We start from the raw sequence: 25,615 nt of genomic DNA on the forward strand, positions 1-25,615 counted from the left end.
TTTCTACATTCTATCAAATTTTGAGCGAAATCGACGAGCAAATAAAATAACAGGTAACTGGACAAAAGCAACAGCTAATAAATACCATCTCATATGATTTAATGCAACTGAAAAATGAATCCAACCAATGAATAGAAAAACTGTCACAATACGTCCAAGGTAGAGTACAGTATCTTTAATCGCAACATGTTCGACACGCCAAGCCACATTATGTTCATTCTCTCCTAAAACGTCAAAAATTGTAGAAGTAAGAGGACCGTAATAAAATGGGTAGAAAAAAGCGACTCCTATTCCTAAAATGAAAATCGTCCAGATGTTGGGATAGAAAAAGAATGGTAATATCACAACTCCTAACATCACCGTTCCAACTGTCATACTCATCTCCCGGCTCTTTTCTGTAATCATTCGGCTGATGATATAATTAGCAATCAGAGCAACAAATGATGTTGCAGTCAAGAATCCTCCCAAAATCATCTCTTTTTGGACTACCATAAAAAGCAAAAGACCCACTAAATAAACTAACACGCCCTCACGAATACCTTGTAAAAACATTGCGGCGCATACCCAATACCATTTACTATCTCTATGCTTTAATCCTTTTGCTACTTCAAATAGGTAATAATCTCCTTGAAGAAGACGAGGACGAAAGGCAAAACTAACAGCAACAGCGATCAAAAAGAGCACCAGGGAAACGGTAAAGATCATTTGATAGCCAAATAGCCCATGATCGATTCGGCTAATGACAAATCCTGAGATCAAGGGACTAATCATACCTGCAAGTGCGCCAAACAAACCATTGACTCCATTAAATCGATCTCGATTGGGTCGTTCCGTAATTTCAAAATAAAGAACAGAAAAGGCAATCCAAAAAAAACCACTACCAATTCCTAATAATGCTCCAAGTATCCATACATATTGAATCGCTGTTGTCCCAAGAAAAAGAACAGTCGTATAAAAAATGGATAAGATCCCTACACCTAATCGTATATTGATTACACGATCTAGTTTTTTGGTTAGCCAGCCGGCAAATAGTGTAGCGATTAACATTCCTATGTAACTAGAAAATTGAAACCATGAGATTGTAATCAAATCATGATTCATTTTCCAGAGGTAAATATTTACAAAAGTATTAGAAAGTGCATTTGCAATTGCAAAAAGCCCATTGATTGTGATTAACAACCAAGCCTCTCGATCCAGTTTTCGCGCTTCTTTTTGTATCATTGAATTCACCTATATCTAGCTTAACCAAAACAAAGAAAAAGACTCATCCATCTCCTCGATGGTGAGTCTTTATTGGGAGTTTGATTGATCATCATCTTCTTTTGATTTTTCAACTTGCGCTTGTAACCTCTTCCACTCCACAATCAGACTAGCTAGTAAAAAACCAGCAATCAGGGCGAGTAGATGGGCAAAAAAAGTATGCCAACTCAGCGCCAAATTAATAAACGCTAAGAGTATTAAACCCTTACCACTATTCGGATCAATCAATCTCCGCACATATAAGTATATATAGAATCCAAACATCCCATAAAAAGCTGACGTAGCTCCCAATTGGATTCCTGAGATTTCAAATAAGACATAGCCGTAGTTACCAATTAAAGTTGTGAACAGATAAAAAAAGAGAAAGGTAATACGTCCGATCAACCACTCTAACTGAGGGGCAAAGACATAATGAAAAAAAAAGGATAGAATGAGCGATAAAAAACTGGTATTGACAAAAGCAGAAGTGATCAATCGCCACCATTCACCTTGACCAAATCGCCAATCAACATATGCACCATACTGTACCCATGTTGTCGGATCAGCTGGATGACCACTCCAGAGCATCATCACAAACACAACGAGCTGGATCAAAAGAATACTAGTTGTAACCGGAAAAACCATGGGAAATCGCTGTAATGGAATTAAAGTATGACCAAACATCAAAAACCGCTCCGATCTAAAAATAAAATAGATATGACTCCAGCCCGATGATACTGGGTCACTTGCGCCTAGCTAAGGCCTGTCCCATTTGAACTACTGTTCCTGGAATTGGAGAAATCACCCAATCGACTTGGTTTGGTTCAAAGAGCAGAATAATGGTTGAGCCAAACTCAAAACGTCCCAGTTCTTCTCCTTTATGCAATTTATGAGGATTGGAATAACATTTATGAGTGATTCCGATTCCTTTTTTATTCGTAGAGATTTGATCATCATATTCAACACGAATACTACCTACGTTTGTCGCACCTACCTTTATCAGTGCGACTTCTCCACCATTATCTGTTCTGATATAAGTAATCAGCCTCTCATTACGTGCAAAAAGCCCAGGAATAAACTGTACCCCCCACTCATTGACTGGATAAAGTTCTCCTGGAATATAAGTAAATTCTTCTATCGCACCCGTGATCGGCATATGTATTCGATGATAATCACGAGGACTTAAATAGATTGTAATAAATTTCCCGCCTATGTATCGCTCAATATGTTCCATGCGATTCGCTAATAGTTCCATCAAAGAATAGTTTACACCTTTTGCCTGAAGTAACATATCTTTTTCAATCGATCCTGCTTGGGAAATTTTTCCGTCTACGGGTGATACAATGATTTGTGGATCTGCAACAAGCGGTCTAGCCTCCGGCTTATACTCACGAATAAAAAAATCCAATAAATTTTCAAATTGATCGACAGATTTTTTTATGGGTTCCAAATCAATCCGATATGCTTTTATATAAAGAGGAATTAAACCTCGACTCCAAGAATGTCTTGCAAATTTCCCCACTAAACGAGATAAATGTTTTTTAGGGGTGATTTTCCACAATAACTTCTTCAACGGATCAACCAACCTTTCTTCAAATTACACAGTAGAAAGAGTAATTTCAACTCGCTAACATGATTGGCTTTTTCTGATTCATTTTTGACCAGCTATACCAGCCGATAATATAAGTTGTAATGCCTCATCTACTGGCATATCTAATATTTCTACCTTTCCCCGTTCACACCAATACAAATCACCTGAAACTTGTAAACTTTGCGGAAAATAGACACCAACATACTCCTTCCCATCTTGAGAGAGAAACATCGCTTTTTTCACTGTTAAAAAACCCATTCTTTTTCCATTGCCGTGTTCCACTAAAACAACCGTGTCAAAAGAGCGCTTCTCTCCTAAAAACGATTGCATGGTGTCACGAAGAACTCCATATAAACCTTTCACAAGCGGAATTTTTTTGATGAATCCTTCAAACCATTCTAATAAAATTTTAGTAATCCAAAGACGAGCAAAAAACCCGATTAAACAAACGAGGATCAGGATAAATAAAAGTCCACTTCCTGGAAATTGCCATGTTTTAGGTAAAAAAGCAATCAACCATTTTAGACCTAAGTCATTTAATAACTGATAAGCATAATTAAGCAAGTAAATCGTTCCTACAATTGGAAGGGAAACAAGTAAACCATTAAAAAAACAAATACTAATTTGTCTACCAATCGTTCGCAACAATCTGTCTTCCTCCTTATTTCATACTAGTTTATTATATTGGACAGGTCAAACAACGTTCCTCTACTTGATAAAATGCATACTCTATTATAAGACAAAATGACGAAGCTAGGGGGAGAATTGGAGTGACGACCTCTCAACTCACGCATTGGATTGAAATCAATAAAAAAAGATTGGACCCATCTTTGATCAAAGTACTCAAAAGATACTTATATCTATTCCAATATGCTTACACAATGACAAACACTCTCTCCTTTTCTCGATACAAAATCCCTGTATTAATCCAGTGGGAGAAAAAAAATCAACCCTTTTCGCGCTGGGAGCATATACTTTACTCATTAGGAATCAAGTACTACGATCTTTTTGATCACATTCGTACCTGTTCTCTTTCGCTAACTGTTGATCAAATGATTCAACTTTTATCGTTTCGTTCCGTCCAAAAGATATATTTAGATCGCCGTGCTCAAACCTGTCTTCATATTGCTACGCCTACTATTCAAGCCCCACAAGTATGGCAACAGCAAAACCAAGGCGAAGGGGTAACCATTGCCATTTTAGATACAGGAATCGCCCCTCATTCTGATCTAGGATCACGCTTAATTGCCTTTCAGGATTTTATCAATGGAAAAGAAGAGCCTTATGATGATAATGGTCATGGCACACATTGTGCTGGTACGGCAGCAGGCAATGGCACCCTTTCACAAGGTAAGTATTGTGGCGTCGCGCCGAAAGCAAAACTCGTTGGGATCAAAGTACTTGGTAAGTATGGCGAAAGTAATATCTCGGACATTATAAAAGGAATTTACTGGTGCATTCTCAATAAAAAGCGATACAATATACGAGTGATTTCGCTTTCCTTGGGAAGTATTAGTGAGATTTCATACCGTGAAGACCCACTCTGCCTAATGGCAGAATTAGCTTGGCAAGCAGGGATCGTTGTGGTTGCTGCTGCAGGAAATGCTGGACCGAATTTACAAACCATTATGAGTCCAGGAAACCACCCTAGGATTATTACGGTTGGGGCCTCCGATGATCAACGAACCATATATCCTCATGATGATCAAATTGCCTCTTTTTCCAGCCGAGGACCTACACTTGATGGATATAATAAACCAGAATTATTTGCCCCTGGTACTCGAATTGTCTCTCTGCGTAATCCAGGTTCTTATCTTGATCTTACTATGCAAGAAAATTGTGTCGACGAAAATTATTTCTTTTTATCTGGTACATCTATGGCAACACCGATTACTGCTGGAGCGGTTGCTTTAATCTTAACAAAGCATCCAAAGCTGACACCAGATCAAGTGAAAACTCTTCTACTCAAGTCGGCCTTTCGACTTAGACAAAAATCAACTGCAAAACCATTTCTACAAATCAATGCCTGGCGTGCGATCAACGCGATATCCAAATAAAAAAGACCACAATTAACTTCGATTGTGGTCACTAGGCAGTTTTTTTTAATAGCGATTATTTCGTTGTAATAATTGCATGGCTCTTAACGCATTGACCATCCCAATCTTCTCCATACCCTCAATTCGTTCTGTTGCATGTAGTAAGAGATAACGAATTTGTTCTGGATTTAAATTCTTTTGAAATTGTAGCATTAAAGCAATGGTGCCAACTACATGTGGTACTGCCATCGATGTTCCACTCATCACTCGAGTCGTTTGATTTAGCCAAGCAGATTGAATTTTTTCACCAGGTGCAGCGATATCAACACCATTACCTAAATTACCAAATGAGGAGAGAGAGCCATTTTCAGATACTGAACAAACAGCAATGGTCTCAGGGTATTGTGCTGGGAAGTCAATTTGATCTTTTTGGCTTCTATTTCCCGTTGCTGCTACCATCGTAATCCCTCGTTGATGCGCTTTTTGAACTGCATATCGCAGCAGTTCACTCACTTGCCCCATCCCAAAACTCATATTAATCACATCTACTTTTTGCTCAATACACCAGTCTATGGCAGAAAGTAAGTCAGATAAGTTCGCAACCCCGCGACGATCAAATGCTTTTACGGCATAGATTGAAACACGAGGGGCTACACCTAGTATATTCATCTTTTCGGCTCTACCAGCAATTATTCCTGCCACATGTGTACCATGCCCATTATAATCATCAGGGGCAAAACGAGGAGATAAAATATTCACTCCACCACGGTAATTGGCCCAGATCGCAGGATGTTTACTTGAAATTCCTGTGTCCACTATTGCAACACGCACACCCTGTCCTCTGCTCCAAGGCCATACTTCAGGTGCTTTAATCCGCTGCACTCCCCAAGGAACTTGTTGAACCTTTCGATTTGGCAAATTTTCAACTAATGGCTTTGTAATTTTAATACGAATATCAGACTCTTTATAAATAATTTGAGGATAATTTTTAAGCTGTATGGATTCATTGGGATTATCGGCTACGATCATACCTAACTGTCGAAGGTATCGAATGGGGCGAATTCCTTCACTTTGCATTTTGATTGAACAGTTTTTCCACTCTTTGCGATCAGATAGAAAATAAATCACACGTGATTGAGCAGATTCATTTCCTCGATATCTCGAATATTCTAGAATCTCACTCACTCCTTTCTTCACACACCCCTTAAATGAAAAGAAGTATGCTATTTGCTATCCCTCGAAACATCATTGTTTTTTTAAACGATTTACCTGCTCCATCCACTGCGTTGAGTGTTCTGGACTTTGCATTTGTTTCCATATCGTTGTTAAAACCTGATCACTTATTGGAACTTTTAACAATTTGCGCATATAGAGAAACAGACCCTCTGGACCTTTATGTTGATATGCCTCTCTTGCTTGGATCATAATCGTATCTAGTTTTTCTTCATTCAAAGTAGGTTTTCCGATCAACTGGTTGAGTAAATCAACCATCTCTTTTTTTGACGGTTTTGGCATTCTTTCGCCTCCCTTATCCTCAAAACGAGGTATATCCTAGAAATATGCCTTGGGGTAAATGATGTACACGTTATCCACCTAGTAACTTTAAAAAAGGGCATAAAAAAAAGCCCCTTTTCAGGGGTTTCAAAGTGTAGCAAGGAGTTATCGGTACATTCTGATTTAGTTAACAGAAGAATCCCGTTCTGCTCGCAGCTTACGATTTAAATCAAAAGCACTACATCCAGAAATTGCAAAGTCGATATCACGTCCAATTGCTTCAGTAACACGCCAAAACTCTGCTACATAGGCGAGTGGTTCAGAAACTGGCTGTGTGGCTGCAAGAAAATATGTCTCTTCTTCCTCACTATGCTCAAAGGTAAAATAAACAGCTTGGTAACGTACTGATTGTTCATTTTCAATCACATCAAAGACCGCTTCATGACTGATTTGAAAATGATCAAGCAAATATGTAAGCACCTGCTTCTCACCTGTTTCTGGAAGTTGATAAACAAAGCGAAATTGCTCTGCTTGCTCATCGATGTCCATCGCCACTGCATGCCCATATACTCGAATTTCTTCTCTTTCAAGGGAGATGGTGCCAAATAGATTAGCCTGAGCATCAAAGGAAAAGCTATGAATGTAACGAGCTAGGTCTGGTAGTAACATTTCCCTAGCTGATTCTTGAAAATTAACATTGCTACCATGAGTAAAAACTCTCATCTTTACGTTAGCCCCTTCGCTGATGGTAAAATCCGATCATTCATTCGATATGCTAACTATTATAGCGAAGGGATCATCCAAAAACAAGCAGCGACGTGGGCCGCTGCTTGTGTGTTACCAGCTATTTATTTTACTATTGGTTAAAACCTTGAACATGACCACCAAGCTGCCCTTGAGCTTGAGCAACCAAGCGTTTTGTAATTTCTCCACCAACAGAACCGTTAGCGCGAGAAGTAGTATCAGGACCTAATTGAACTCCAAACTCTGTAGCAATTTCGTATTTCATTTGCTCAAGAGCTTGTGCAGCACCTGGAACAACCAAGTTGTTGCTGCTTCTGTTACGACCTTCAGCCATGTCTGTTCACCTCCTCCTGTCTGTGTACCTATATCATGTGCGATTTCGACAAATAAATTCGTAGGAAATAATGGAACAAAAAAACCAGCACAACTTGATGTGCTGGTTTTACTTTTTTGAGCTACTGTATTTTGTTAACAACTGCTTCATCTCTTTTACCTCTTTATACAAACGAAAAGGTTTCTTTACCACTCTTCTCGGAAACTTTTGTAAGAATCGTGATAAATTTTCCTTGTACTCCTTCGTAATCCGCGCTGGTTTTGTGCGTACACGGTCTAGCAATTCATGATAAAGCTCATGCTTTACATCAATTTGTAAATCATAACTTCGAGAACATCGTGTACACTCAATATGGGAGATCTGACCATTTAAATATGTGATGTTATGAGGTGTATCACTTAGGCAACGAATGCAATAGAGTTCAGTCGCCATTTGGCTCTCTTTCATGTTCCATTCCCCCCAACATTCGACCTTATAGATAAGTATATATCTATTTTACACCTCAATGCTATCATTTGTCAGCGCTCCATAAGATTACGCAGTTGCCAGATTGTTAAATCCTTTGTCTGTTCTACTGCATCAAATGTAATCGGCTCTCCTTGTTTAACTGGTTTTGTCATAACCAATGAAGAATCAGTTAACCCAATGGGTAGAGCATTGCTTTCTTTTGCTTCTGTAGCTGTCATAATTTGTCCATATGCTGTAAAACCGCCTAAACCATCAAGAGAATCGCCTGGTTGCAAGTCTTTTTTAGCAATCGCGACAGTTTCAGCAACGAGTCCATGATAAGGTACAATTGACTCTTCGTGAGCAAGATAAGCCTTTGCTACTGAGATTGGTGTTTCAAGACTGGTGAGATGATAAGGTCGATATAAAACATAGTTTGGACCTGAACCCATTTTTAGATATTTAAGCTCGCGATGCACTTCTGGTTGATCCGAAGTTACAATAACAAAGACTCCCGGTGCAATCCCATTTATATATTCTACAACATGATATCGATTTAAAATTCCGCCCTCTTCTTTCAGTCGGAGAATCTCTGTTAATTGTTTGACTGTTGACTCTGGACCATGCATTCCTGGTATATCTGGAAGAAAACCTGTTGCATTGGCAACAGCGGTCATTTCGATCATGGTCTTCGTACCATCTTGAAATGAAGCCAATACCTTTGGATTCATATTTTCAAGTTCGGCTTGCTTGCGAGCTGTATCTGGGTTGGCATGCAGATTAAGAGGATTATTTTTTCCCTTTCCAGCAACCAACACTTCAAAACCAACTGACTGGGCAAAATGATATAATTCCATAATTGCAGCAGGCTCATCGCCAGCAGCACCTGTATAGACCACATTTGCTGCTTTTGCCATATTGTGAAGCAATGGGCCGACTGTTACATCGGTTTCTACATTTAACATCACAATATGTTTTTTAGCGAGAATTGATTTCCAAGCAATTTCGGCCCCTAGATTGGGAATACCTGTTGCATCAACAATTACATCGACAGAAGAAAGGGCAAGTACCAATGGGAAATGAGGAGTAACCACAACATCGCCATTTTCAATCGCTCGCTCCGCTGCTTCAAGCTCTTCTGTCACGATAATGTTATTGTTGTCAATACCTGCATTTTGATACGCTTTTATCGCTTCTTCTGTGCGAATGTCAGCCGTTGCAACTACATTCATTCCATTCATTGCTGCAATCTGGGAAATCATGCCTCGGCCCATCTGTCCCGCACCAATAAGACCTACACGAATCGATTGACCCATTTTTTCAAGTTCAGCCAATTTATGATTGATAATCATTGTAATCTCTCCAACTCTAATAAAATTATTTTCCCTCGTTCTCTCTAATGATTTGAATGAGTAATCCTTCCTCAACAGTTGGAACTGGCTTATCCTCTACACAAATCGTTCCAGGCAAATCAGGCTGATCACCAATAAATTTAAAAGTAACATGCCCTAGCTCATGCAAAGTGTTATTGGCTTGCTCACCGACTCGGGTAATTTGAAAGGATTGATTGCCAATCACCAATTGATCACCAGGCTTGACTTGATCATGGTTTTTTCGCTCTTCATGCAACACAGTTATATCATGTAACTCTTTCGGCGCATGATGATCAAAAATGATCAGCATCTTTTCCTTGGCAAATTGTTCCACAAGTGCACCAATCTGTTTTACTCGTGCTTCAAATATGACAGCCACAAAATCTCCTCCAACTTATTAACTATAAAGTCCGATGCTAAATAGATAAGCAACAACAACAGCAATGGGTCCTGTAAATTGACGAGATAGTAAGACAGCAGGAACTCCGACCTCGATCGTTTCTGGTTTTGCTTCGCCCAGAGTTAAGCCAACAGGTACAAAGTCACAACCAACTTGTGGGTTAATGGCAAAAAGAGCTGGTAACGCCATAGCTGGTGGGATATTTCCTTTCCCAATCTCCACCCCAACAAATACACCTACAACCTGTGCAATAACTGCCCCAGGGCCAAGCAATGGCGACAAAATTGGAATCGCACAGATAATGGAGAGAATCAAAAGTCCAAATATATTACCTGCTAATGGCGTAACGCCTTTGGCGATCCAGTTCCCAATCCCTGAATAAGTGATAATCCCAATAATCGTACTCACAAAAGCCATAAAGGGTAAAATATTTCGGATTACCATATCAATCGTTTCACGACCAGCTTGATAAAAAACATTCACAACATTACCCATTGCCCGCCCAATGCGAACAAGTATATTTGATTTTTGTGGATAAGCTTCTGCCGCTTTCTGTTTCGCTTCAGCCTTAATCTCTTTTGCACTTTTCGTTGGGATTGAATCAGCAGGTTCTTCAGCCGACTCATCAGTTAAAGTAATATTTTGCTCATTAACGCCTGAGACAAAATTGTTCTCTTTGATAAATCCTGCCAACGGTCCTGAAGGAGATACAGGCGGCAGGTCAATGGTTAAGACACCCATTTTTGGATAGACACCGCAACGTGCGGTTCCGCCACAATCAATAATCACACATGCCATTTGTTCTGTCTCAACTGAATTGGAAAAACCATCAACCGCTTCTGCCCCCGTCATATCGGCAATTTTTTGAGCGATTGGGTGTATGCCTCCACCCGTAACGGAGACAACATAAGGTTTTTTCTCTGATGGATGAATAACAAGAGGTCCACCCCATCCACCATTTCCTCTTGATACTTTCACTGCTCGATAGTTTGCCATTCTTACGTCCCTCCTTGATTAGCTATTTGCTGCTTCGGCAGCTTTCCGTTTCATCATCATGTTTGTAATCCATTCTGTAACAAGACCACGAATTAAGATCACCACAATCCCAGCTAATAGGAAACGAACAGCTAACGGCCCAAGAGGTAGGTTTAGCTTTGTAATTCCATTTGCTATCCCTAAGTAAACAAAAAGCTCTGCTGAGTTCGCATGAGGAAATAATCCTGTAATGGGATGCACAAAGGAGACTGCTGAATCATAGAAAGCCGGTTTTTGTTTTTCAGGCAAAAATTTACCAAATGTATAACACATGGGATTGGTTAAGAAAAATACGGCGAGAATTGGAAAAATTGTATAACGCAATACCGCATATTTTGTCGTCTTTTGTGCCAAGCGAAAAATCCGCTCTTCTCCAACAAATTGAATTAAAGCGTTTACAATAACAATCAAACAAATAAGTGTAGGTAATATTCCTTTAGCAAGTCCTAAGAAAGTCTTGCCACCCTCTTGAAACATGCCAATAAAACCTTCAGCGAGATGGATCAAAAAATCCATATCCATGACCTCCAATCGTATGTTAAATTCCCTATCCTGACCATGTAATAGTAGAGCACAAAAGAAGGTGACGCATGTCTAGATCATTTCGATTGATATTTCTTCTCTTATTCATCTTCTTGCTCATTCTCTTCTTTCTCACGCTGTTGACGAATACGCTCAGCAGCCATCGAAATAGCCTGACTACGATGATCTTTTTGCTCAAGGTGGACTAACTGATCCACTTCTTTTCCTATAAGATCATCGGCTGGTTGAAAACGAGCAAAAACGGTAACACCCGTTAGCTCTTTTGCGCTCACCACCTTTCCAGCAAGATTAGAGACGAGTATAACGACGGAGCCGATGCCTAGGCGCTTTTTAATCACACCTACACCCAAATAACCTGAGTCATGTTCTGAACTCATCTCACGTACAGTCTGGCTATAATGTTGATTTTGATAATAAGTAAGTATAATTTGTAGCACCCAAGCACCAACAAAAATGGCGATAAAAAACGCCCATGTCTCCATCGATTTCATTCCTTACAATTGTTCTTTTCTATTACATTTGTAAAAGATTATATGGAAATGACATAAACTTGTCAACTAATTCTCAAGTAGATTCTTTGCTGTCTGGTCATCTGTGATTAAAATATCAAGGTAACCACCACGCAATGCAGCCTTAATCCCTGGTACTTTATGATGTCCAGCGGCTACTCCGATCACTTTTGGTATATTCTTCAAACCTTCTAGCTCAATTCCAATCACACGACGATTTAAAGAAAGATCATCAGCACGTTGACCATTCGCTAAGATATAATGTGACCCAATATCTCCCATTACATTTGCCTGTTTTAATGATTGTAAATCTTCCTCTGACAGATAGCCTAATTCATATAAAGTCGATTGTTCATATGGATTCCCGATCCCAACTATGGCGACATCTGCTGATTTTCCTTGTTCTATAACGCTTGCAATATTAGCCTGACGAATCAAGTCTTCTTTCAGTTCCTCGCTCTCTACAAAAGCGGGGGCATAAAGAGATTCACATTGTGCGTTCATTTTCTTTGCCCATTCATAAGCTATCTGATTAGAGTGAAGCTCTACTTTTCTAGAACCGATCCCACCTACTAAGGGAATAACTTTGATTTGATCTCTTCGTTCGATTGGATATTCTAAAATCATTTCATGCAAAGACTTGCCCCAAGAAACACCAATTACCTCTGCCCCGCGAATTGCTTTTGAAACAAATTGCGCAGCAGCTCTGCCAAGTGTTGTTAATGCAGCTTCCGCATTCATATCCTCGGTTGAAACGATCACGACATCCCTTAAATGATAGTAACTTGCAATTTGTTGTTCCCATTCCGTTAAGTCGAAACCATCATCATGTATGGTAATTTCAACTATTCCTTCATCTTTTGCACGCTGTAGCATTTTAGAAATCACTGGTCTTGACACTCCAACCTTCTTCGCAATTGCAGCCTGAGTTAATTCTTCTAAATAATACATTTTGGCGATTTTAATCAGTTGTTTTTTATCTTCATGATTTAACATTCAAACACCCTCGACTTAAAATTCTAGCATTGCTCATTCAGATGATACCATAAGCTGAATCACTAGAATCATATATCAGTCTTTTCAATGGCACCATTAGAGGTTGATAAAAATAGCTACATTAATAATTGGAACGGATTCTCCAGGATTTCTACTAATTCTGTTAGAAAAGCAGCCGCAGGTGCCCCGTCCATCAATCGATGGTCAAAAGAGAGAGACAATGCCATCCGTGGACGTAAGACGATCTCCCCCCTCCAAGCTGCTGGTTTCTCAGTAATCGTGCCAACTCCTAAGATAGCTGCTTGTGGTTGGTTAATGATTGGAGTAAATCGATCCACTCGATACATGCCCAAGTTACTAACCGTAAAGAGACCACCTGTCATTGCATCTGGAGTTAATCGACCCTCGCGAACCTCTTTAGCCTTTGATTTCGTTTCTTTGGTTAACTCTGCTAATCCTAATTGATCAACGTTGCGTATAACAGGCACCATCAAACCTTTGCTATCACTTACAGCTAAAGCAATATGAATCGCTTCATGCGTGGTAATTTGGCTGCCATCGAGCGTTGATCTGATATCAGGGTGATGACGCATGGCAATCGCTGCTGCTTTCATAATAATTTCGGTGTAAGAAAGCCGATAGCCCGTTTTCTCTTCAATTTTAGGCAATAGCGCTTTTCTTAGTTGCATCGATTCTCCCATATCCACTTCGCTATGCAACGTAACATGAGGAATTTGTTGAACACTCTCTAACATCCGGCGACCTATTGTTTGTCGAATGCCAGACATTTTGGTAACTGTTGGTGATTCGGATGCTTCAACCGCTATAGCTTTTGGCTGTTTCTGCTGTAAGGATTCCAAATGCTTGCGTACATCTTCTACATGTATTCTTCCAAGACGACCACTGCCCTCAACATCACTTAGCTGAAGGTTATGTTCACGAGCCCATTTTCGAGCAGCAGGAGTTGCTCTCGGTTTATTGAGCTGTGGTGTATTTGTTTGTTCAATTTCTACTGGTGTCAATGATTCAACTGTCCCGGTTTGATCACTTACATCTGCAGCTTCGCTTCCATCCAATGAAGGAGGCTGATCTGGAACTTTTTCCTCTGCTTCACCAATATAAGCAATTACTTGGTTGACAGGTACTTCTGTACCCTCTTCATAATACACTTTGAGTAATGTTCCACTTTCATATGCTTCAACTTCAATATTGATTTTATCAGTCATGACTTCCAATAGGAGATCACCCACTTCAACTTGATCACCTTCATGGGCAATCCACTGAATGATCGTACCCGTTTCCATCGTCATTCCCAGCTTGGGCATCAACACCTCTTTCGCCATTTTCCGCTACGCCCCTTCTCGATTCAATGTCGCATGAACTGCCTGAATGATATCTTCCACTTGTGGAACAGCATGTTTTTCTAGTTCTGGATTATAGGGAATCGGTACAGCTTTCCCACCTAAACGTTGTATCGGTGCATCAAGATAATCAAATGCTTCACTTTCGGCAATCATACTTGCAATCTCCGCTCCATAACCTGCTCTTTTCACAGATTCATGAACCACAACAAGTCGACCTGTTTTACTAACCGAGGAGATAATCGTCTGTTCATCTAGTGGTACTAAAGTTCGTGGGTCGATCACTTCGACTTGAATTCCTTCTTTTGCTAGAGTTTCTGCTGCTTGCAGTGCTTTTGGCACCATAATCGCAGTTGCCACTACTGTTACATCTTTTCCCTCACGTTTGATATCAGCTTGTCCAATCGGCACTCGATAGAGCCCTTCCGGAACCTCTGCTTTCATTCCATACAACAATTTATGTTCATAGAAAATGACTGGATTATCATCTTCAATTGCTGAGATTAACAAACCTTTCGCATCATAGGCATTAGAAGGCTGAATTACCTTTAAACCAGGTATATGGGCCATCCATACTTCAAGGCTTTGCGAATGTTGAGCCGCCGCTCCTGTACCTGACCCAGCAGGCGTACGCAGTACCATAGGCACTTTGCCTTTCCCACCATACATATATCGAATCTTTGCCGCCTGGTTAATGATTTGGTCAGTCGCAATGGTAATAAAGTCGGAAAACTGCAACTCTAAAATGGGTCTCATTCCAGTCAGCGCAGAACCTACTGCTGCCCCAGCAATTCCCGACTCAGAAATAGGTGTATTTCGTACTCGTTCTGGACCAAACTCTTCAATCATGCCACGAGTTACTCCAAACGCTCCACCATATACACCAATATCTTCACCAAGAATAAACACATCTTGATCTTCTCTCATCTTTTCGGACATTGCTTCTCGCACAGCTTCGGCATAAGTAATTTCTCGCATCGTCTTATCTCCAATCTAAAAATCTTTTCTTATGCATAAACATCTGTTTCTAAACTATCTAATGAAGGCTGTGGACTTGCTTCTGCATAGCGGACAGCAGCTTCAATCTCCTCTTTGGCTTGAAGACGAATGTTTTCCCATTCTTGTTCATCCGTCAGTCCAGCTTCAATTAAACGATTTGCCATAAATACAAGTGGATCTTTTTCCGTTCTCCAAAATCTCTCTTCTTCTTTTGTCCGATACTTTTTCGCATCACTCTTAGAGTGACCTTTCCATCGGTATGTTTTTGCTTCGATCAAAGTAGGGCCGCCACCATTTCGTGCTCGTTCTAAAGCTTCTTGAGTCGCTTCAATAACGGCAAATAAATCATTTCCCTCTACAACGATACCTGGTATTCCATAAGCAGCCGCACGATCACCGATATTTTCAATGTTGGTCATTTCTTTTACTGAGCCTGACATGCCATATTGATTATTTTCACAGAAGAAGATGACTGGTAGATTCCATACAGAGGCTAGATTGATTCCTTCATGAAAACTTCCTTCATTTGAAGCCCCATCTCCAAAAAAGCAAAGAGTTACATAATCTAAGTTCTTCATTTTAGCAGTTAGTGCAGAACCGACTGCAATGGGAATGCCACCGCCTACAATGCCGTTAGCCCCTAAGTTACCACGGTCTACATCAGCGATATGCATAGAGCCGCCTTTTCCTTTGCAATAACCGGTTTCACGAGCAAATAATTCGGCCATCATACGATTTACATCTGCACCCTTTGCGATGCAGTGACCATGACCACGGTGAGTGCTTGTGATCTTATCTTGCTCATTTAACACTGCACAAGCACCCGCTGCTGTTGCTTCTTGTCCAACACATAGATGCGTCGTGCCGTGGATTAGACCTCGAGCAAAAAACTCATCTACTTTCTCATCAAAATAGCGAATCAACCACATTTGATGCGCTAACTCTAACAATCTTTCCTTGCTGAATGCTTTTGGAAGTTCTACTTGCTTATTCATCCAACAAACCTCCTATCATAATCTCAGCCAATTACATTTGTTCTTTTATATTACATTTGTAAATGATCATACGATAAATTACTTTTATCGTCAAATAAAAAACTCATCAATTGTATCGTTTCCATTCAGCGAGTCAATATGTAGGAGGAATCACACATTCGAAAAATAATCAAGATTACCAATTATTTGATGAACTTGAGGTGCAAAAAACAATCAGATTTTTGAGGGAAAAAGCATTTCTCTAGTTCAGCTACACAATCAAGAGCTGAATGATGCCATGCTCAATCACCCAGCAGTAGCGAAGATCAACACTTTTAGCAACAGCAGTCTTCTCACTCAAGTATGTTAAATTATTTTCAAAGGATAATGATTCGCTATGATATGAGGTGGATTTCGAAAGTAGACAACGAAGCAACCAATGGTGATCCCATTGGAGATCAACGATATGAAAACAGATGGAAACCGCATCATTTTTGGAAGGAAATGTTGTTGCGCTTTTTGGAACGGATACTGGGAGTAGAAGGCTTTCCTCGTTCTGTCACAATCAGTATCTTGGTAAGCAGTCTGGTGCTGGTCAACATGAATATGCTGACCAATACCCTGCCATTGGTACTAAATCTCCAACACATCCAGCAGGGTACTGGGATTGTGATGGCCGCTTTTGCCTTCTCCTCCATCTTGGGAAGCTTCTTAGCAGCGGCTCAAGTGCGACATTATGGTTCTGCCAGAAGATCGAAAAGGGCTGGCTGCTTCTGCTTGGTTTACTTCGATCAACATCGCCAATGCGGGCGGTTTCTTGATCGGTGGATCCATTGGAGCGGCTACGGACTATTCCGGCTGGATTTGGCTTAGCGTGCTTCCTATTGTGATATTTTCTACTTATGTGCCTGTTCTCCCATGGCTCCGTCAGTTGATCACAGCGATCAAAGTCAAAAAGAGAACATAAACGCTGAAAAGGAAAAGGGTTCATCTGTAAATCTACAAGCAAAGCCTCTCTCCTTGATGGAGAGAGGCTTTTGGTATAATGAATATAAATAATTTTTATTTTGAATAAATATATTGAAAGGTGTGAATAGAAAGTGGATCATGATTATTTAAAGCCTAGTACTGGGATGGAATATCTATTTGACTTGGTGAAAGTGAAAGAAGGGTATTTTGTGCCAAAAGATGATCAAAACAAGATTATCGATTCCATTGACTCATTTTATAACGAAGCATCAATAGCTCTCCAAGCAGATGATGTAGAAACGCATCCTCAACAAGTTTTTCAAATTCTGAAGCATCTGAACGACACCCAGATGGAAATACAAAAAGGAGAAATTGTTTTTAAATCTAATAAAGGACATCAAGCAGCAGATTTGTCAAGAGCAGATCAAGAGTTTCACCCAAAGATCATTTCTTCAGTCACAAAGCTACTGCATCTCCATCATGTACTTCTTCAGAAGCTAGATTCTGTTCAAAATACAAATCATTCATTCCTCGAAGAGTTAAATTCATGTATAACGAGCAATCAAGTAAACACAAATGAAAGATCTCTGTTACAGGCATTACTAACACCCAGTGGTATCCAAAGGCTAGAGCTATTTCGCTTACATCTAATTGATACATATGGACTTGAATTTTCAAAAAGAATCAACCAAACAAAGGAATTAAGCGATGAAGAGAAAGCTCAACTCACTTTAGGGAGAATTGAAAAAGAAAGCTGGGGACTCATAACGGATGAAGATATATTGATCACAGATCAATATATCATGAACCTACTTAACAAAGCACCTATAGAGCATTTAAACTTACTGGAGACGGAACCATATCATATCAATGCGGCAATCTTCAAACAGATGATGTCTCACTTTGATCGTGTTGAATCAAAAGCACAACTTAACCCAGCAACTCTCAAAAACTTTCATGAACATATCAATCAATTATATAACCAACTATATGATCAACATAATTCCCAAACACCTTATGATATGGCTCAACGAGATATTTGGCAATTGATTACTTGTACTAGTATGATCAAAAGTCATGTAGACCGCGAACTTCGAAACATTCAAACGACAAAAGAATGGCACAAAACAACTCCATTCGATCCAATCATTACAAAATCGCCTGAACGAGAACCATAAGAGCACAGTTTGAAGATTTCTATCTGCTCCAGCACACTTTCTCCCCTTCTTCCCAATTTATAGCAGAGCATACTTTTTTCATAAGCAGGAACTGGGGATATAGCCCGGGGTGCTCGTAGTAATCTGCCATTTTACAGGATGTGGTCGATCAATAGCTAACTTGCCTTTCTCTTTTCTATATGTTTCCTTTTTGTTTTTGCTAATTGTTGAAATCCATAATCATATAATTTTTTTGTTTCTGTAAACCGTTTCGCAACAGTAGGAGCACCCATAACGACTGAGAAGAGCCGTTGATGATCACGTTCTACAGTACCCGTAAAGCAATATCCCGCTGCACTGGTAGAGCCTGTTTTGATACCGTCGACACCCTGATATTCATATTCTAACCCTGGTAACATCCGATTCCAATTTGTCACTTTTTGTTCTCGATCTGTGCCTGGATGAAAGGTATAGTGAGCAATCGTGCTAAATTTAAAAATTCCTGGATGAACTTTTACTAAACTGCGCCCCAACTGAACTGTATCAGCAGCCGACATCACATGATTGCCCGGCGATTTTGGGGGGTCAGGGTAATCTTTATGGTCTAAACCGGATGCATTGTTAAAGTGTGTATGACGCAAGCCTAGTTGCTTAGCTTTATGGTTCATCATTTCTACAAACTTCTCCTCTGTACCCCCTGCATACTCAGCCAACGCAACAGCAGCATCATTACCTGATTGAACCATTACCCCTTTCATCAGCTCTTTTACAGTAATACGTTCATTTTCAACAAGAAATATTTGTGCCTCATCGATTGCAGCAGCTCTTTTGCTTACGACCACCTCATCATCCCAATGAATCCGTTTTTGTTGAATTTGATCTAAAACAAGATAAGCGGTCATCATTTTCGTCATACTTGCTGGGGGACGTGGTTCATTTTGATCTTTCTGAGCCATCACTTTTCCGGTTTGATCATTGATCAGTACATAAGATGCTGCTTCAATCTGAGGCCCTGAAGAGTCTTTCGATGAATCTGACTTTTTAAGTGATTGGACTGGTTCATTTTCGTTAGAATCTTCGTAAATTCGGGGTTGGTGTAATTGCTTTCTTTCTTCATCTGATAGAGAAGGTGTCAAGTTGGGATTGGGCTCCGCCTTTATTGCAACAGGACTAAAAAGAAGTTGAATGAACAAAAGAATAATGAGAGAAGAAATATATTTATTCATAAAAAACTCCTTTAATCAATATATGTAAAAGTTGGAATAATCGATCTATTTGGTAGACAATAAACCTTTAGTGAAGCCTTTTTCCTCCATATAAAAGCTTCTGTCCACTGTTTAATTGGGTTGGTGAATCAATTTTGCGAATTAATTGCTCAATTTGAAAATCCAGACGATCTAACTTAACCTCTACAGCATCTAACTTCGCATGTGTCAACTCGCTTCGTTCAAGGAGTTTTAGTAGTAAATTTTTTATTTCCTCCATCAGCGTCCTCCTTTTCCATTATGCTCCCATTATATCGAATAAACAGTAAAACACAACAGAATTTTCCGTCTCTTCCAAAACAAAAAGAGCGCTATTTCTAGCACTCTTACTCTGATTGCAATTGGGCTAAACGTGCTTTTACCTTAGCTTGTTTTTCCAGATAATCCTGCTCTTTGGCCCGTTCTGCTTCCACAATCTGAGCCGGGGCTTTCTCAATAAAGCGCTGATTGGCTAATTTTTTTTGTACGCGCTCCACCTCAGTGTTCCACTTTTTCAGCTCTTTGGTGAGACGTTCAATCTCCAAATCCAGGTCAACCAATCCAGCTAAAGGAACAAAGATTTCCGCACCACTTACCACAGCACTCATGGTTTTCTCTGGTGTTGGCAAATTTAAGGCAATCTCTAATTTGTCCAAGTTACAGAATCGCTGTAGGTATGTTTCCCCCTGCTTGATATATGCGTATGTTGTCTGATCACTCGGTCGTATGAGCAATGTGATCTTTTTGCTGCCCAACACTTCAGCCTCAGCACGAATACTGCGCACTTGACGAACGATATCAATCAAAAGATGTACTTGAGCAACTGCTTGAGGGTAATCAAACTGCGCTCCTGATGGCCAATCAGCCACAACAATACTTTCACCCTGATGGGGCAAGTGTTGCCAAATCTCTTCTGTTACAAATGGCATAAAAGGATGCAGGAGACGAAGTGTCTGATCTAAAACATAACAAAGAACTGATTTTGTTTTCTGCTTTGCTTGGTCATCATCACCATATAGATAAAACTTAGCCAATTCAATATACCAATCACAAAACTCATCCCAAACAAAATCATATAATTTTCGACCTGCTTCACCAAAATTGTATTCTTCAAGATGCCGTGTTACTTCTTCAGCCGTTTCACGCAATCGATGTAAAACCCATTGATCGGCAACGCCTAATTCGCCAGATAGATCAATTTCTTCATATTGAAATCCATCTAGGTTCATCAGTACAAAACGAGAAGCATTCCAAATTTTATTAATAAAATTCCTTGCTGATTCTACTCTCTCCCATCGGAACCGTTGATCTTGACCTGGTGTACTACCGGTCGAAATCATATAACGAAGTGAATCTGCTCCATACTGATCAATCACCTCAAGCGGATCAATTCCGTTGCCAAGGGATTTAGACATCTTCTGCCCATTTTCATCACGTACAATTCCATGCATTAGAACATCCTGAAACGGTCTTTCGTCTGTATATTCCAGTCCCGAAAAAATCATCCGAGCCACCCAAAAGTAAATAATATCGTAGCCAGTTACCAATACATTGGTTGGGTAATAACGCTTCAAGTCTGCGGTTTCATCAGGCCAACCTAATGTAGAAAATGGCCATAACGCTGAGCTAAACCAAGTATCTAGCACATCTTCATCTTGTTTTAATTGACTGCTTCCACAATGACTGCATTTTGTTGGTTCCTCCATCGCAACTGTCAACTCTTGACAATCCGTGCAATGCCAAGCAGGAATACGATGTCCCCACCACAATTGACGTGAGATACACCAATCACGAACATTTTCAATCCACTGTAAATATACCTTTTCAAATCGTTCAGGAACAAAGCGAATTGCTTGATCACTTTTTTGCCATTCTATCGCTTGATCAGCAAGTGGTTGCATTTTTACAAACCATTGTGTCGACAAATAGGGTTCTACTACTGCCCCACTCCGTTCGCTATGTCCTACTGAATGGACATGTTCTTCTGTTTTAAGCAAATTCCCATCTTGTTTAAGCTCTTTGATAATCTGTTTTCGGCATTCAAAGCGATCCATACCTTGAAAATGTGCAGCATTTTGATTCATTACGCCACGCTCATCGATAACAAGAACTTGAGCCAAGTGGTGTCGCTGTCCTACTTCAAAATCATTTGGATCATGGGCAGGTGTTATTTTCACTGCGCCACTACCAAAGGTAGGATCAACATAATCATCAGCGATAATTGGGATTTCGCGATTTACAATCGGCAAGCGAACACGCTTTCCTATTAAGTGCTGATATCTTTCATCATCTGGATGAACCGCTACGGCTGTATCCCCCATAATTGTTTCTGGACGTGTTGTTGCGACAACTATTTCTCCACTTGCATCTACTAGCGGATAGCGAAGATGATAGATTTTCCCTGTTACTTCTTTGTGGATGACTTCAATGTCAGAAAGTGCAGTCTGCGCAACGGGGTCCCAGTTGATAATGTATTTCCCTCGATAAATCAATCCTTTGTTATATAAATCGACAAATACCTTTCGAACTGCTTTTGATAAACCTTCATCCATTGTAAAACGCTCACGAGAATAATCGAGAGAAAAGCCCATCTTCCCCCATTGTTCGCGAATGACAGAAGCATACTCCTCTTTCCATTCCCATACCAGTTCCAAAAACTTTTCCCGCCCGAGATCGTGGCGACTTTTATTTTGTTCACGTAGTTTTTCCTCTACCTTGGTCTGTGTTGCAATGCCCGCATGATCCATTCCTGGCAACCAGAGGGTATCGTAACCCTGCATTCTCTTCATTCTGATCAAAATATCCTGCAATGTAAAATCAAGAGCATGACCAATATGCAACATCCCTGTTACATTCGGAGGGGGGATTACGATACTAAATTTTTCCCTTGTTTGATTACCAGGGGGTTTAAACAACTCACGATCCAGCCAAAATTGATATTGTTTTGCTTCTACAGACTTTGGATCATATTTTGTAGACATTTCGATCTCTTTGATTGACTTTGACATCTTACGTCCTCCTTATATCAAAATAAAAAATCCTCCGTCTAAAGGACGAGGATTCGCGGTACCACCTTTATTAACGCCACAGCCAAAGAAAGACTGGTTCGTTCACTTCACATCTGTAACGTAGATCATCGGCTTCAACTACTACTCAAAGCTGAGGTTCGCTAAAGCAGCTCCAGGGCTACCTTCAACTGCTACCACCCAGAGAATCTCACAGCAAATGGTGATTACCAAATGATCCCCCTCTCTGTGGGTTTCACAATCTACTCTTCCCTATCATCGCTTCAATTTACTTTGCCTCATTTTACTTAACATATAAGCGAAATGCAACTAATTGAGTGTAAACGATAGATTATACAACAATTGATTGGATGAGATGAACAAAGATATGGTTCTGTCAATATTTTATCATTTGACTCCACTTTGTCTCCTTCTGCTACCCAAATGTTTTTTATTTCCTTTTCTCATCCATCTATCCGACGTAAACAGAAGATATGTGGTGTTAATCCACCCATCTCTACCTTGTGATCCAGTTCAATCATCAACTGTTGAAGGTATGGTTTTAAGACATCATGCATGAGCTTACTTTCTTGAGTAAGTAAAACAGCCCGACCGCCCACTTGTAATAGTCGAACAATCTCTTTCACCAATTGTGGATATAGCCTTAAATTCGCCTCATGATCCCCTACACGTCTGCCAAAAGGTAAGTTGGCTAAAATCGTGGATACACATTGCTCGTCAATCGATATTGATCTAGCGTCCCATTGCTGAATCGTAACATCATGAAATGGGCGGAGATTCTGTTTTGCCAAGCAGACTGATGATTCATCTTGGTCGCCTCCTAATAGTCTTTCATACAAGCCAAATGCAGCTCGATCCATTAAAAGTGTGCCACTTCCACAGGTAGGATCAACTACTACATCGCGTGGAGTTGGCTTAGAGATCAGTACCATTGCTCGCGCCACTCGCCAGTCTAATGATGTTGCATGCAAAGTCCGTCTCGGACGAAGCATCTGCTTTTCTTGAAACAATGTAATCACTTCAAAAACTTGCCCGTCAATCGTGATTCTTTCAAAAGGATTTATCGCTTCTTTTAATGATTCAATATTTTCATGCTTCCTCCAGACCTTATCAATCCCACAAATTCTTGAGATCGTATGGAGTTTTCGTAATTCATCCAAGCTGACAGTTGTTTCCCATTCGATCTCAAGCCATCCATTACCCATTGTTTTCACATTGAATGGAATCTTCTTGAGGATTGCTTCTTCTTGCACAAATGACTCTAAGCCTGGTAGCGTCTCAAGAAGGAAATGTCCTTGATCTATTTTTTGTTGTTTGAGCTGTTGTAATTGATCTGCATGTCGCAGGTAGGCTTGAGCCTGATGACGAATTTTCGGTGATAGGTGCGTCGTCGCCACGTTTTGGAATTGTTTACGTACAATTGAATCAGTCAACATGGTCTTCAATTGCTCTAATGACTGTAAAACCAATCGATTACTGGGATCGTTTAAAGAATTTAGTAAAAAGGCTTTCTTGATCGCGATAGGCAATGCAGAGGTTCCAATCGAATGAAAAACAGCTAATCGTAGTGGCTCATAAGTCTGCTGTAGCAATTGGTGATACTCATGCTCATAAAAGGTGGTATATGGCAGTATTTGAACAAGTGCTTGTGTAACTTCTTGATCTTTTTCATTTTTGGCCATTCGAAGCAAAACAGCTCGCATCTTTTGATTGGATTGTGTCATATTTCGAAGTGCTGTTTGTACGGAATGATATTGACAATCAAGCGCTAAAATAATTTCCCGAAAACTTGTATATCCAAGTTTCAAACCGCTTACTAAAATCCCTTCAACCTGCCTCACATTGGCATCAATCAGTAAATCACATAAGATTGGGGTTACTTCAATATCTTTCAATTCTCCTAATGTCCATATGATTGTCTTTATCACTTTAAAACCAAACTTACGTCTAATCAGCCCTGTCAGTTTCGGTAAGGCTTTGTGCCACTTACATTTCCCTACAGCCCAAACTGCCATTTGGACTACACTTGCTTTTGCATCATCTAACCCATGACATAAATGGTCAGCAAATCGTAAATTACCCCATTCGCCAATCACAGCATATGCCGTTCGTCGTAGTTGCGCATCTCGCGACTGGACAGCCCGCTTTATTACATCATCCTGCACAGCACTTGGAGCTGCTGATAATTGTCTTACATACTTTGCACGTGAGTGTCCTTCGTTTTTAGCCAATTTGACAAAAATTTGGAAGAGTTGCTCCGCTTGCTGCAAATGATTCACCTACCCATGTTTACTCGCGACTATTAATAAAACTTCACCTGGTAATGAAAGTTTTGCTGATGTTTCATATTGTTGATATATTTCAATCAATTTTTTGAGAGCATTTTGTTGTTCTTGGTCATTTAACTCAGCCCAAGCAACTGCAGTGGGGCCTGATGATGTTTGAATATGGTTAAGTACATACGACTCTGCTGATGAATATTCTTGCGTGATTGATAGTTTCTGAATTTGAATTTCTTCCCAGCCAGCAAGTTGAAACTGGCGCTGGACATGGTCAGGCTCTGAAAGGGAAAAGAGACCTGGTCTACCTAAAGGATCAAGGACGGCTTCAGGTCTTAATACTTGCATGATCGGAGCAATCCATGGATTGGCTTCAGCTTTTGACCAAACAAGCGCCGATAATGTCCTCCCTCCCTTTAAGATTTGATACAGTTTTGTTAACGTTTCCTCCAGTTCATCGACAAACATAAGGCTCATCCGTGCAATCATGGCATCAAATGTTTCCTCTGGTACATCTAGCTTAGCTACATCGATTACCATTGTTTCTACATTTGATACATTTTCTGATTTCATGACTTGATTAACAACTGAAATCATGCTTTGCGATATATCAATTGCTGTTACTTTCCCTTGAGCTCCTACGCTCTTTGCAGCAAGTAAAGTCTGATCACCAGTGCCTGCCCCGATATCTAGAACATGATCATCCAGCCGAAGTTTGGCTTGTTCAATCATGTGCATCGTTACTGTACCTAGTAATCGATCACGTTCATTTTTCTTCTGTACCCACTTTTCTGCCGCCTCCTGTGTATCCCAAACATAAATGTTTTGATTTTTGTTCAATTTACGTCCCCCTGTCATCATTTTC

General features: G+C 40.1%; 26 protein-coding genes and 1 other annotated feature. Of the genes, 3 read left to right on the top strand and 23 right to left on the bottom strand.

The features are described from left to right. Positions 1–3: 3 nt before the first annotated feature. From BUB71_RS07595 to BUB71_RS07610, 4 genes are all read right to left on the bottom strand, one after another. Complete coding sequence (locus tag BUB71_RS07595; RefSeq protein WP_073154244.1) at positions 4–1,221, bottom strand: MFS transporter; 1,218 nt, start codon at positions 1,219–1,221, stop codon at positions 4–6. Positions 1,222–1,290: 69 nt separating this feature from the next. Continuing rightward, positions 1,291–1,923 carry a rhomboid family intramembrane serine protease gene (locus BUB71_RS07600; RefSeq protein ID WP_073154245.1) on the bottom strand — a complete coding sequence of 211 codons (633 nt, stop codon included), beginning with the start codon at positions 1,921–1,923 and terminating at the stop codon, positions 1,291–1,293. A gap of 58 nt (positions 1,924–1,981) precedes the next feature. After that, positions 1,982–2,812, bottom strand: a complete 831-nt coding sequence (gene asd, locus BUB71_RS07605; protein ID WP_073154246.1) for an archaetidylserine decarboxylase — start codon at positions 2,810–2,812, stop codon at positions 1,982–1,984. A 78-nt stretch (positions 2,813–2,890) separates the two neighbouring features. Further along, positions 2,891–3,478 (bottom strand): DUF502 domain-containing protein, encoded by a 588-nt coding sequence (locus tag BUB71_RS07610; protein ID WP_084731256.1) that lies wholly within the window; start codon positions 3,476–3,478, stop codon positions 2,891–2,893. 122 nt (positions 3,479–3,600) lie between these two features. Between BUB71_RS07610 and BUB71_RS07615 the strand changes: the two genes are divergently transcribed. After that, positions 3,601–4,887, top strand: coding sequence for a S8 family peptidase (locus BUB71_RS07615; protein WP_073154247.1), 1,287 nt, complete (start codon positions 3,601–3,603; stop codon positions 4,885–4,887). 45 nt (positions 4,888–4,932) lie between these two features. Here BUB71_RS07615 and BUB71_RS07620 read toward each other — a convergent pair whose 3' ends face one another. From BUB71_RS07620 to BUB71_RS07685, 14 genes are all read right to left on the bottom strand, one after another. Continuing rightward, complete coding sequence (locus tag BUB71_RS07620) at positions 4,933–6,063, bottom strand: S8 family peptidase (protein ID WP_073154248.1); 1,131 nt, start codon at positions 6,061–6,063, stop codon at positions 4,933–4,935. Positions 6,064–6,111: 48 nt separating this feature from the next. Further along, positions 6,112–6,381, bottom strand: a complete 270-nt coding sequence (locus BUB71_RS07625; protein ID WP_073154249.1) for a hypothetical protein — start codon at positions 6,379–6,381, stop codon at positions 6,112–6,114. A gap of 162 nt (positions 6,382–6,543) precedes the next feature. Beyond that, positions 6,544–7,083, bottom strand: coding sequence for a hypothetical protein (locus BUB71_RS07630; protein WP_073154250.1), 540 nt, complete (start codon positions 7,081–7,083; stop codon positions 6,544–6,546). A 133-nt stretch (positions 7,084–7,216) separates the two neighbouring features. Beyond that, complete coding sequence (locus BUB71_RS07635; protein ID WP_073154251.1) at positions 7,217–7,438, bottom strand: alpha/beta-type small acid-soluble spore protein; 222 nt, start codon at positions 7,436–7,438, stop codon at positions 7,217–7,219. Positions 7,439–7,546: 108 nt separating this feature from the next. Then, positions 7,547–7,885, bottom strand: coding sequence for a bh protein (locus BUB71_RS07640; RefSeq protein ID WP_073154252.1), 339 nt, complete (start codon positions 7,883–7,885; stop codon positions 7,547–7,549). A gap of 71 nt (positions 7,886–7,956) precedes the next feature. Then, positions 7,957–9,237, bottom strand: a complete 1,281-nt coding sequence (locus BUB71_RS07645; RefSeq protein ID WP_073154253.1) for an NAD(P)H-dependent oxidoreductase — start codon at positions 9,235–9,237, stop codon at positions 7,957–7,959. A 25-nt stretch (positions 9,238–9,262) separates the two neighbouring features. Next, the gene (locus BUB71_RS07650; protein ID WP_073154254.1) at positions 9,263–9,637 is read right to left on the bottom strand and encodes a PTS glucitol/sorbitol transporter subunit IIA; all 375 of its coding nucleotides are present in this window, start codon (positions 9,635–9,637) and stop codon (positions 9,263–9,265) included. 18 nt (positions 9,638–9,655) lie between these two features. After that, positions 9,656–10,654 (bottom strand): PTS glucitol/sorbitol transporter subunit IIB, encoded by a 999-nt coding sequence (srlE, locus tag BUB71_RS07655; RefSeq protein WP_073154255.1) that lies wholly within the window; start codon positions 10,652–10,654, stop codon positions 9,656–9,658. 18 nt (positions 10,655–10,672) lie between these two features. Next, complete coding sequence (gene srlA, locus BUB71_RS07660; RefSeq protein ID WP_073154256.1) at positions 10,673–11,209, bottom strand: PTS glucitol/sorbitol transporter subunit IIC; 537 nt, start codon at positions 11,207–11,209, stop codon at positions 10,673–10,675. Between the two features lie 107 nt (positions 11,210–11,316). Beyond that, complete coding sequence (locus BUB71_RS07665) at positions 11,317–11,718, bottom strand: transcriptional regulator GutM (RefSeq protein WP_073154257.1); 402 nt, start codon at positions 11,716–11,718, stop codon at positions 11,317–11,319. Between the two features lie 75 nt (positions 11,719–11,793). Next, positions 11,794–12,741, bottom strand: coding sequence for a sugar-binding transcriptional regulator (locus BUB71_RS07670; RefSeq protein ID WP_073154258.1), 948 nt, complete (start codon positions 12,739–12,741; stop codon positions 11,794–11,796). A gap of 116 nt (positions 12,742–12,857) precedes the next feature. After that, positions 12,858–14,084: a dihydrolipoamide acetyltransferase family protein gene (locus BUB71_RS07675; RefSeq protein ID WP_073154259.1), complete on the bottom strand. Its 1,227-nt coding sequence runs from the start codon at positions 14,082–14,084 to the stop codon at positions 12,858–12,860. A gap of 6 nt (positions 14,085–14,090) precedes the next feature. Beyond that, a complete protein-coding gene (locus tag BUB71_RS07680; protein WP_073154260.1) occupies positions 14,091–15,080 on the bottom strand; it encodes an alpha-ketoacid dehydrogenase subunit beta in 990 nt (329 codons plus the stop codon). A gap of 29 nt (positions 15,081–15,109) precedes the next feature. Further along, the gene (locus BUB71_RS07685) at positions 15,110–16,096 is read right to left on the bottom strand and encodes a thiamine pyrophosphate-dependent dehydrogenase E1 component subunit alpha (protein WP_073154261.1); all 987 of its coding nucleotides are present in this window, start codon (positions 16,094–16,096) and stop codon (positions 15,110–15,112) included. 381 nt (positions 16,097–16,477) lie between these two features. Between BUB71_RS07685 and BUB71_RS19050 the strand changes: the two genes are divergently transcribed. Continuing rightward, positions 16,478–16,948 carry a hypothetical protein gene (locus BUB71_RS19050; protein ID WP_139279023.1) on the top strand — a complete coding sequence of 157 codons (471 nt, stop codon included), beginning with the start codon at positions 16,478–16,480 and terminating at the stop codon, positions 16,946–16,948. Between the two features lie 227 nt (positions 16,949–17,175). Beyond that, positions 17,176–18,222 (top strand): hypothetical protein, encoded by a 1,047-nt coding sequence (locus BUB71_RS07695; protein WP_073154263.1) that lies wholly within the window; start codon positions 17,176–17,178, stop codon positions 18,220–18,222. 155 nt (positions 18,223–18,377) lie between these two features. Here BUB71_RS07695 and BUB71_RS07700 read toward each other — a convergent pair whose 3' ends face one another. The 5 genes from BUB71_RS07700 to BUB71_RS07720 form a co-directional block, all read right to left on the bottom strand. Continuing rightward, complete coding sequence (locus tag BUB71_RS07700) at positions 18,378–19,427, bottom strand: D-alanyl-D-alanine carboxypeptidase family protein (RefSeq protein WP_073154264.1); 1,050 nt, start codon at positions 19,425–19,427, stop codon at positions 18,378–18,380. A gap of 67 nt (positions 19,428–19,494) precedes the next feature. Beyond that, on the bottom strand, positions 19,495–19,686 hold the full coding sequence (locus BUB71_RS07705; RefSeq protein ID WP_073154265.1) for a hypothetical protein: 192 nt from the start codon (positions 19,684–19,686) through the stop codon (positions 19,495–19,497). A gap of 106 nt (positions 19,687–19,792) precedes the next feature. After that, positions 19,793–22,453: a valine--tRNA ligase gene (locus BUB71_RS07710; protein ID WP_073154266.1), complete on the bottom strand. Its 2,661-nt coding sequence runs from the start codon at positions 22,451–22,453 to the stop codon at positions 19,793–19,795. Between the two features lie 38 nt (positions 22,454–22,491). After that, positions 22,492–22,739 (bottom strand) — a binding site (T-box leader). A 175-nt stretch (positions 22,740–22,914) separates the two neighbouring features. After that, a complete protein-coding gene (locus tag BUB71_RS07715) occupies positions 22,915–24,741 on the bottom strand; it encodes a HEAT repeat domain-containing protein (protein ID WP_073154267.1) in 1,827 nt (608 codons plus the stop codon). A 9-nt stretch (positions 24,742–24,750) separates the two neighbouring features. Further along, positions 24,751–25,590, bottom strand: coding sequence for a class I SAM-dependent methyltransferase (locus tag BUB71_RS07720; RefSeq protein ID WP_073154268.1), 840 nt, complete (start codon positions 25,588–25,590; stop codon positions 24,751–24,753). Positions 25,591–25,615: the final 25 nt, after the last annotated feature.

It is taken from the genome of Seinonella peptonophila, assembly GCF_900129355.1.
In the GTDB taxonomy this organism is placed as follows: Bacteria; Bacillota; Bacilli; order Thermoactinomycetales; family Thermoactinomycetaceae; genus Seinonella; species Seinonella peptonophila.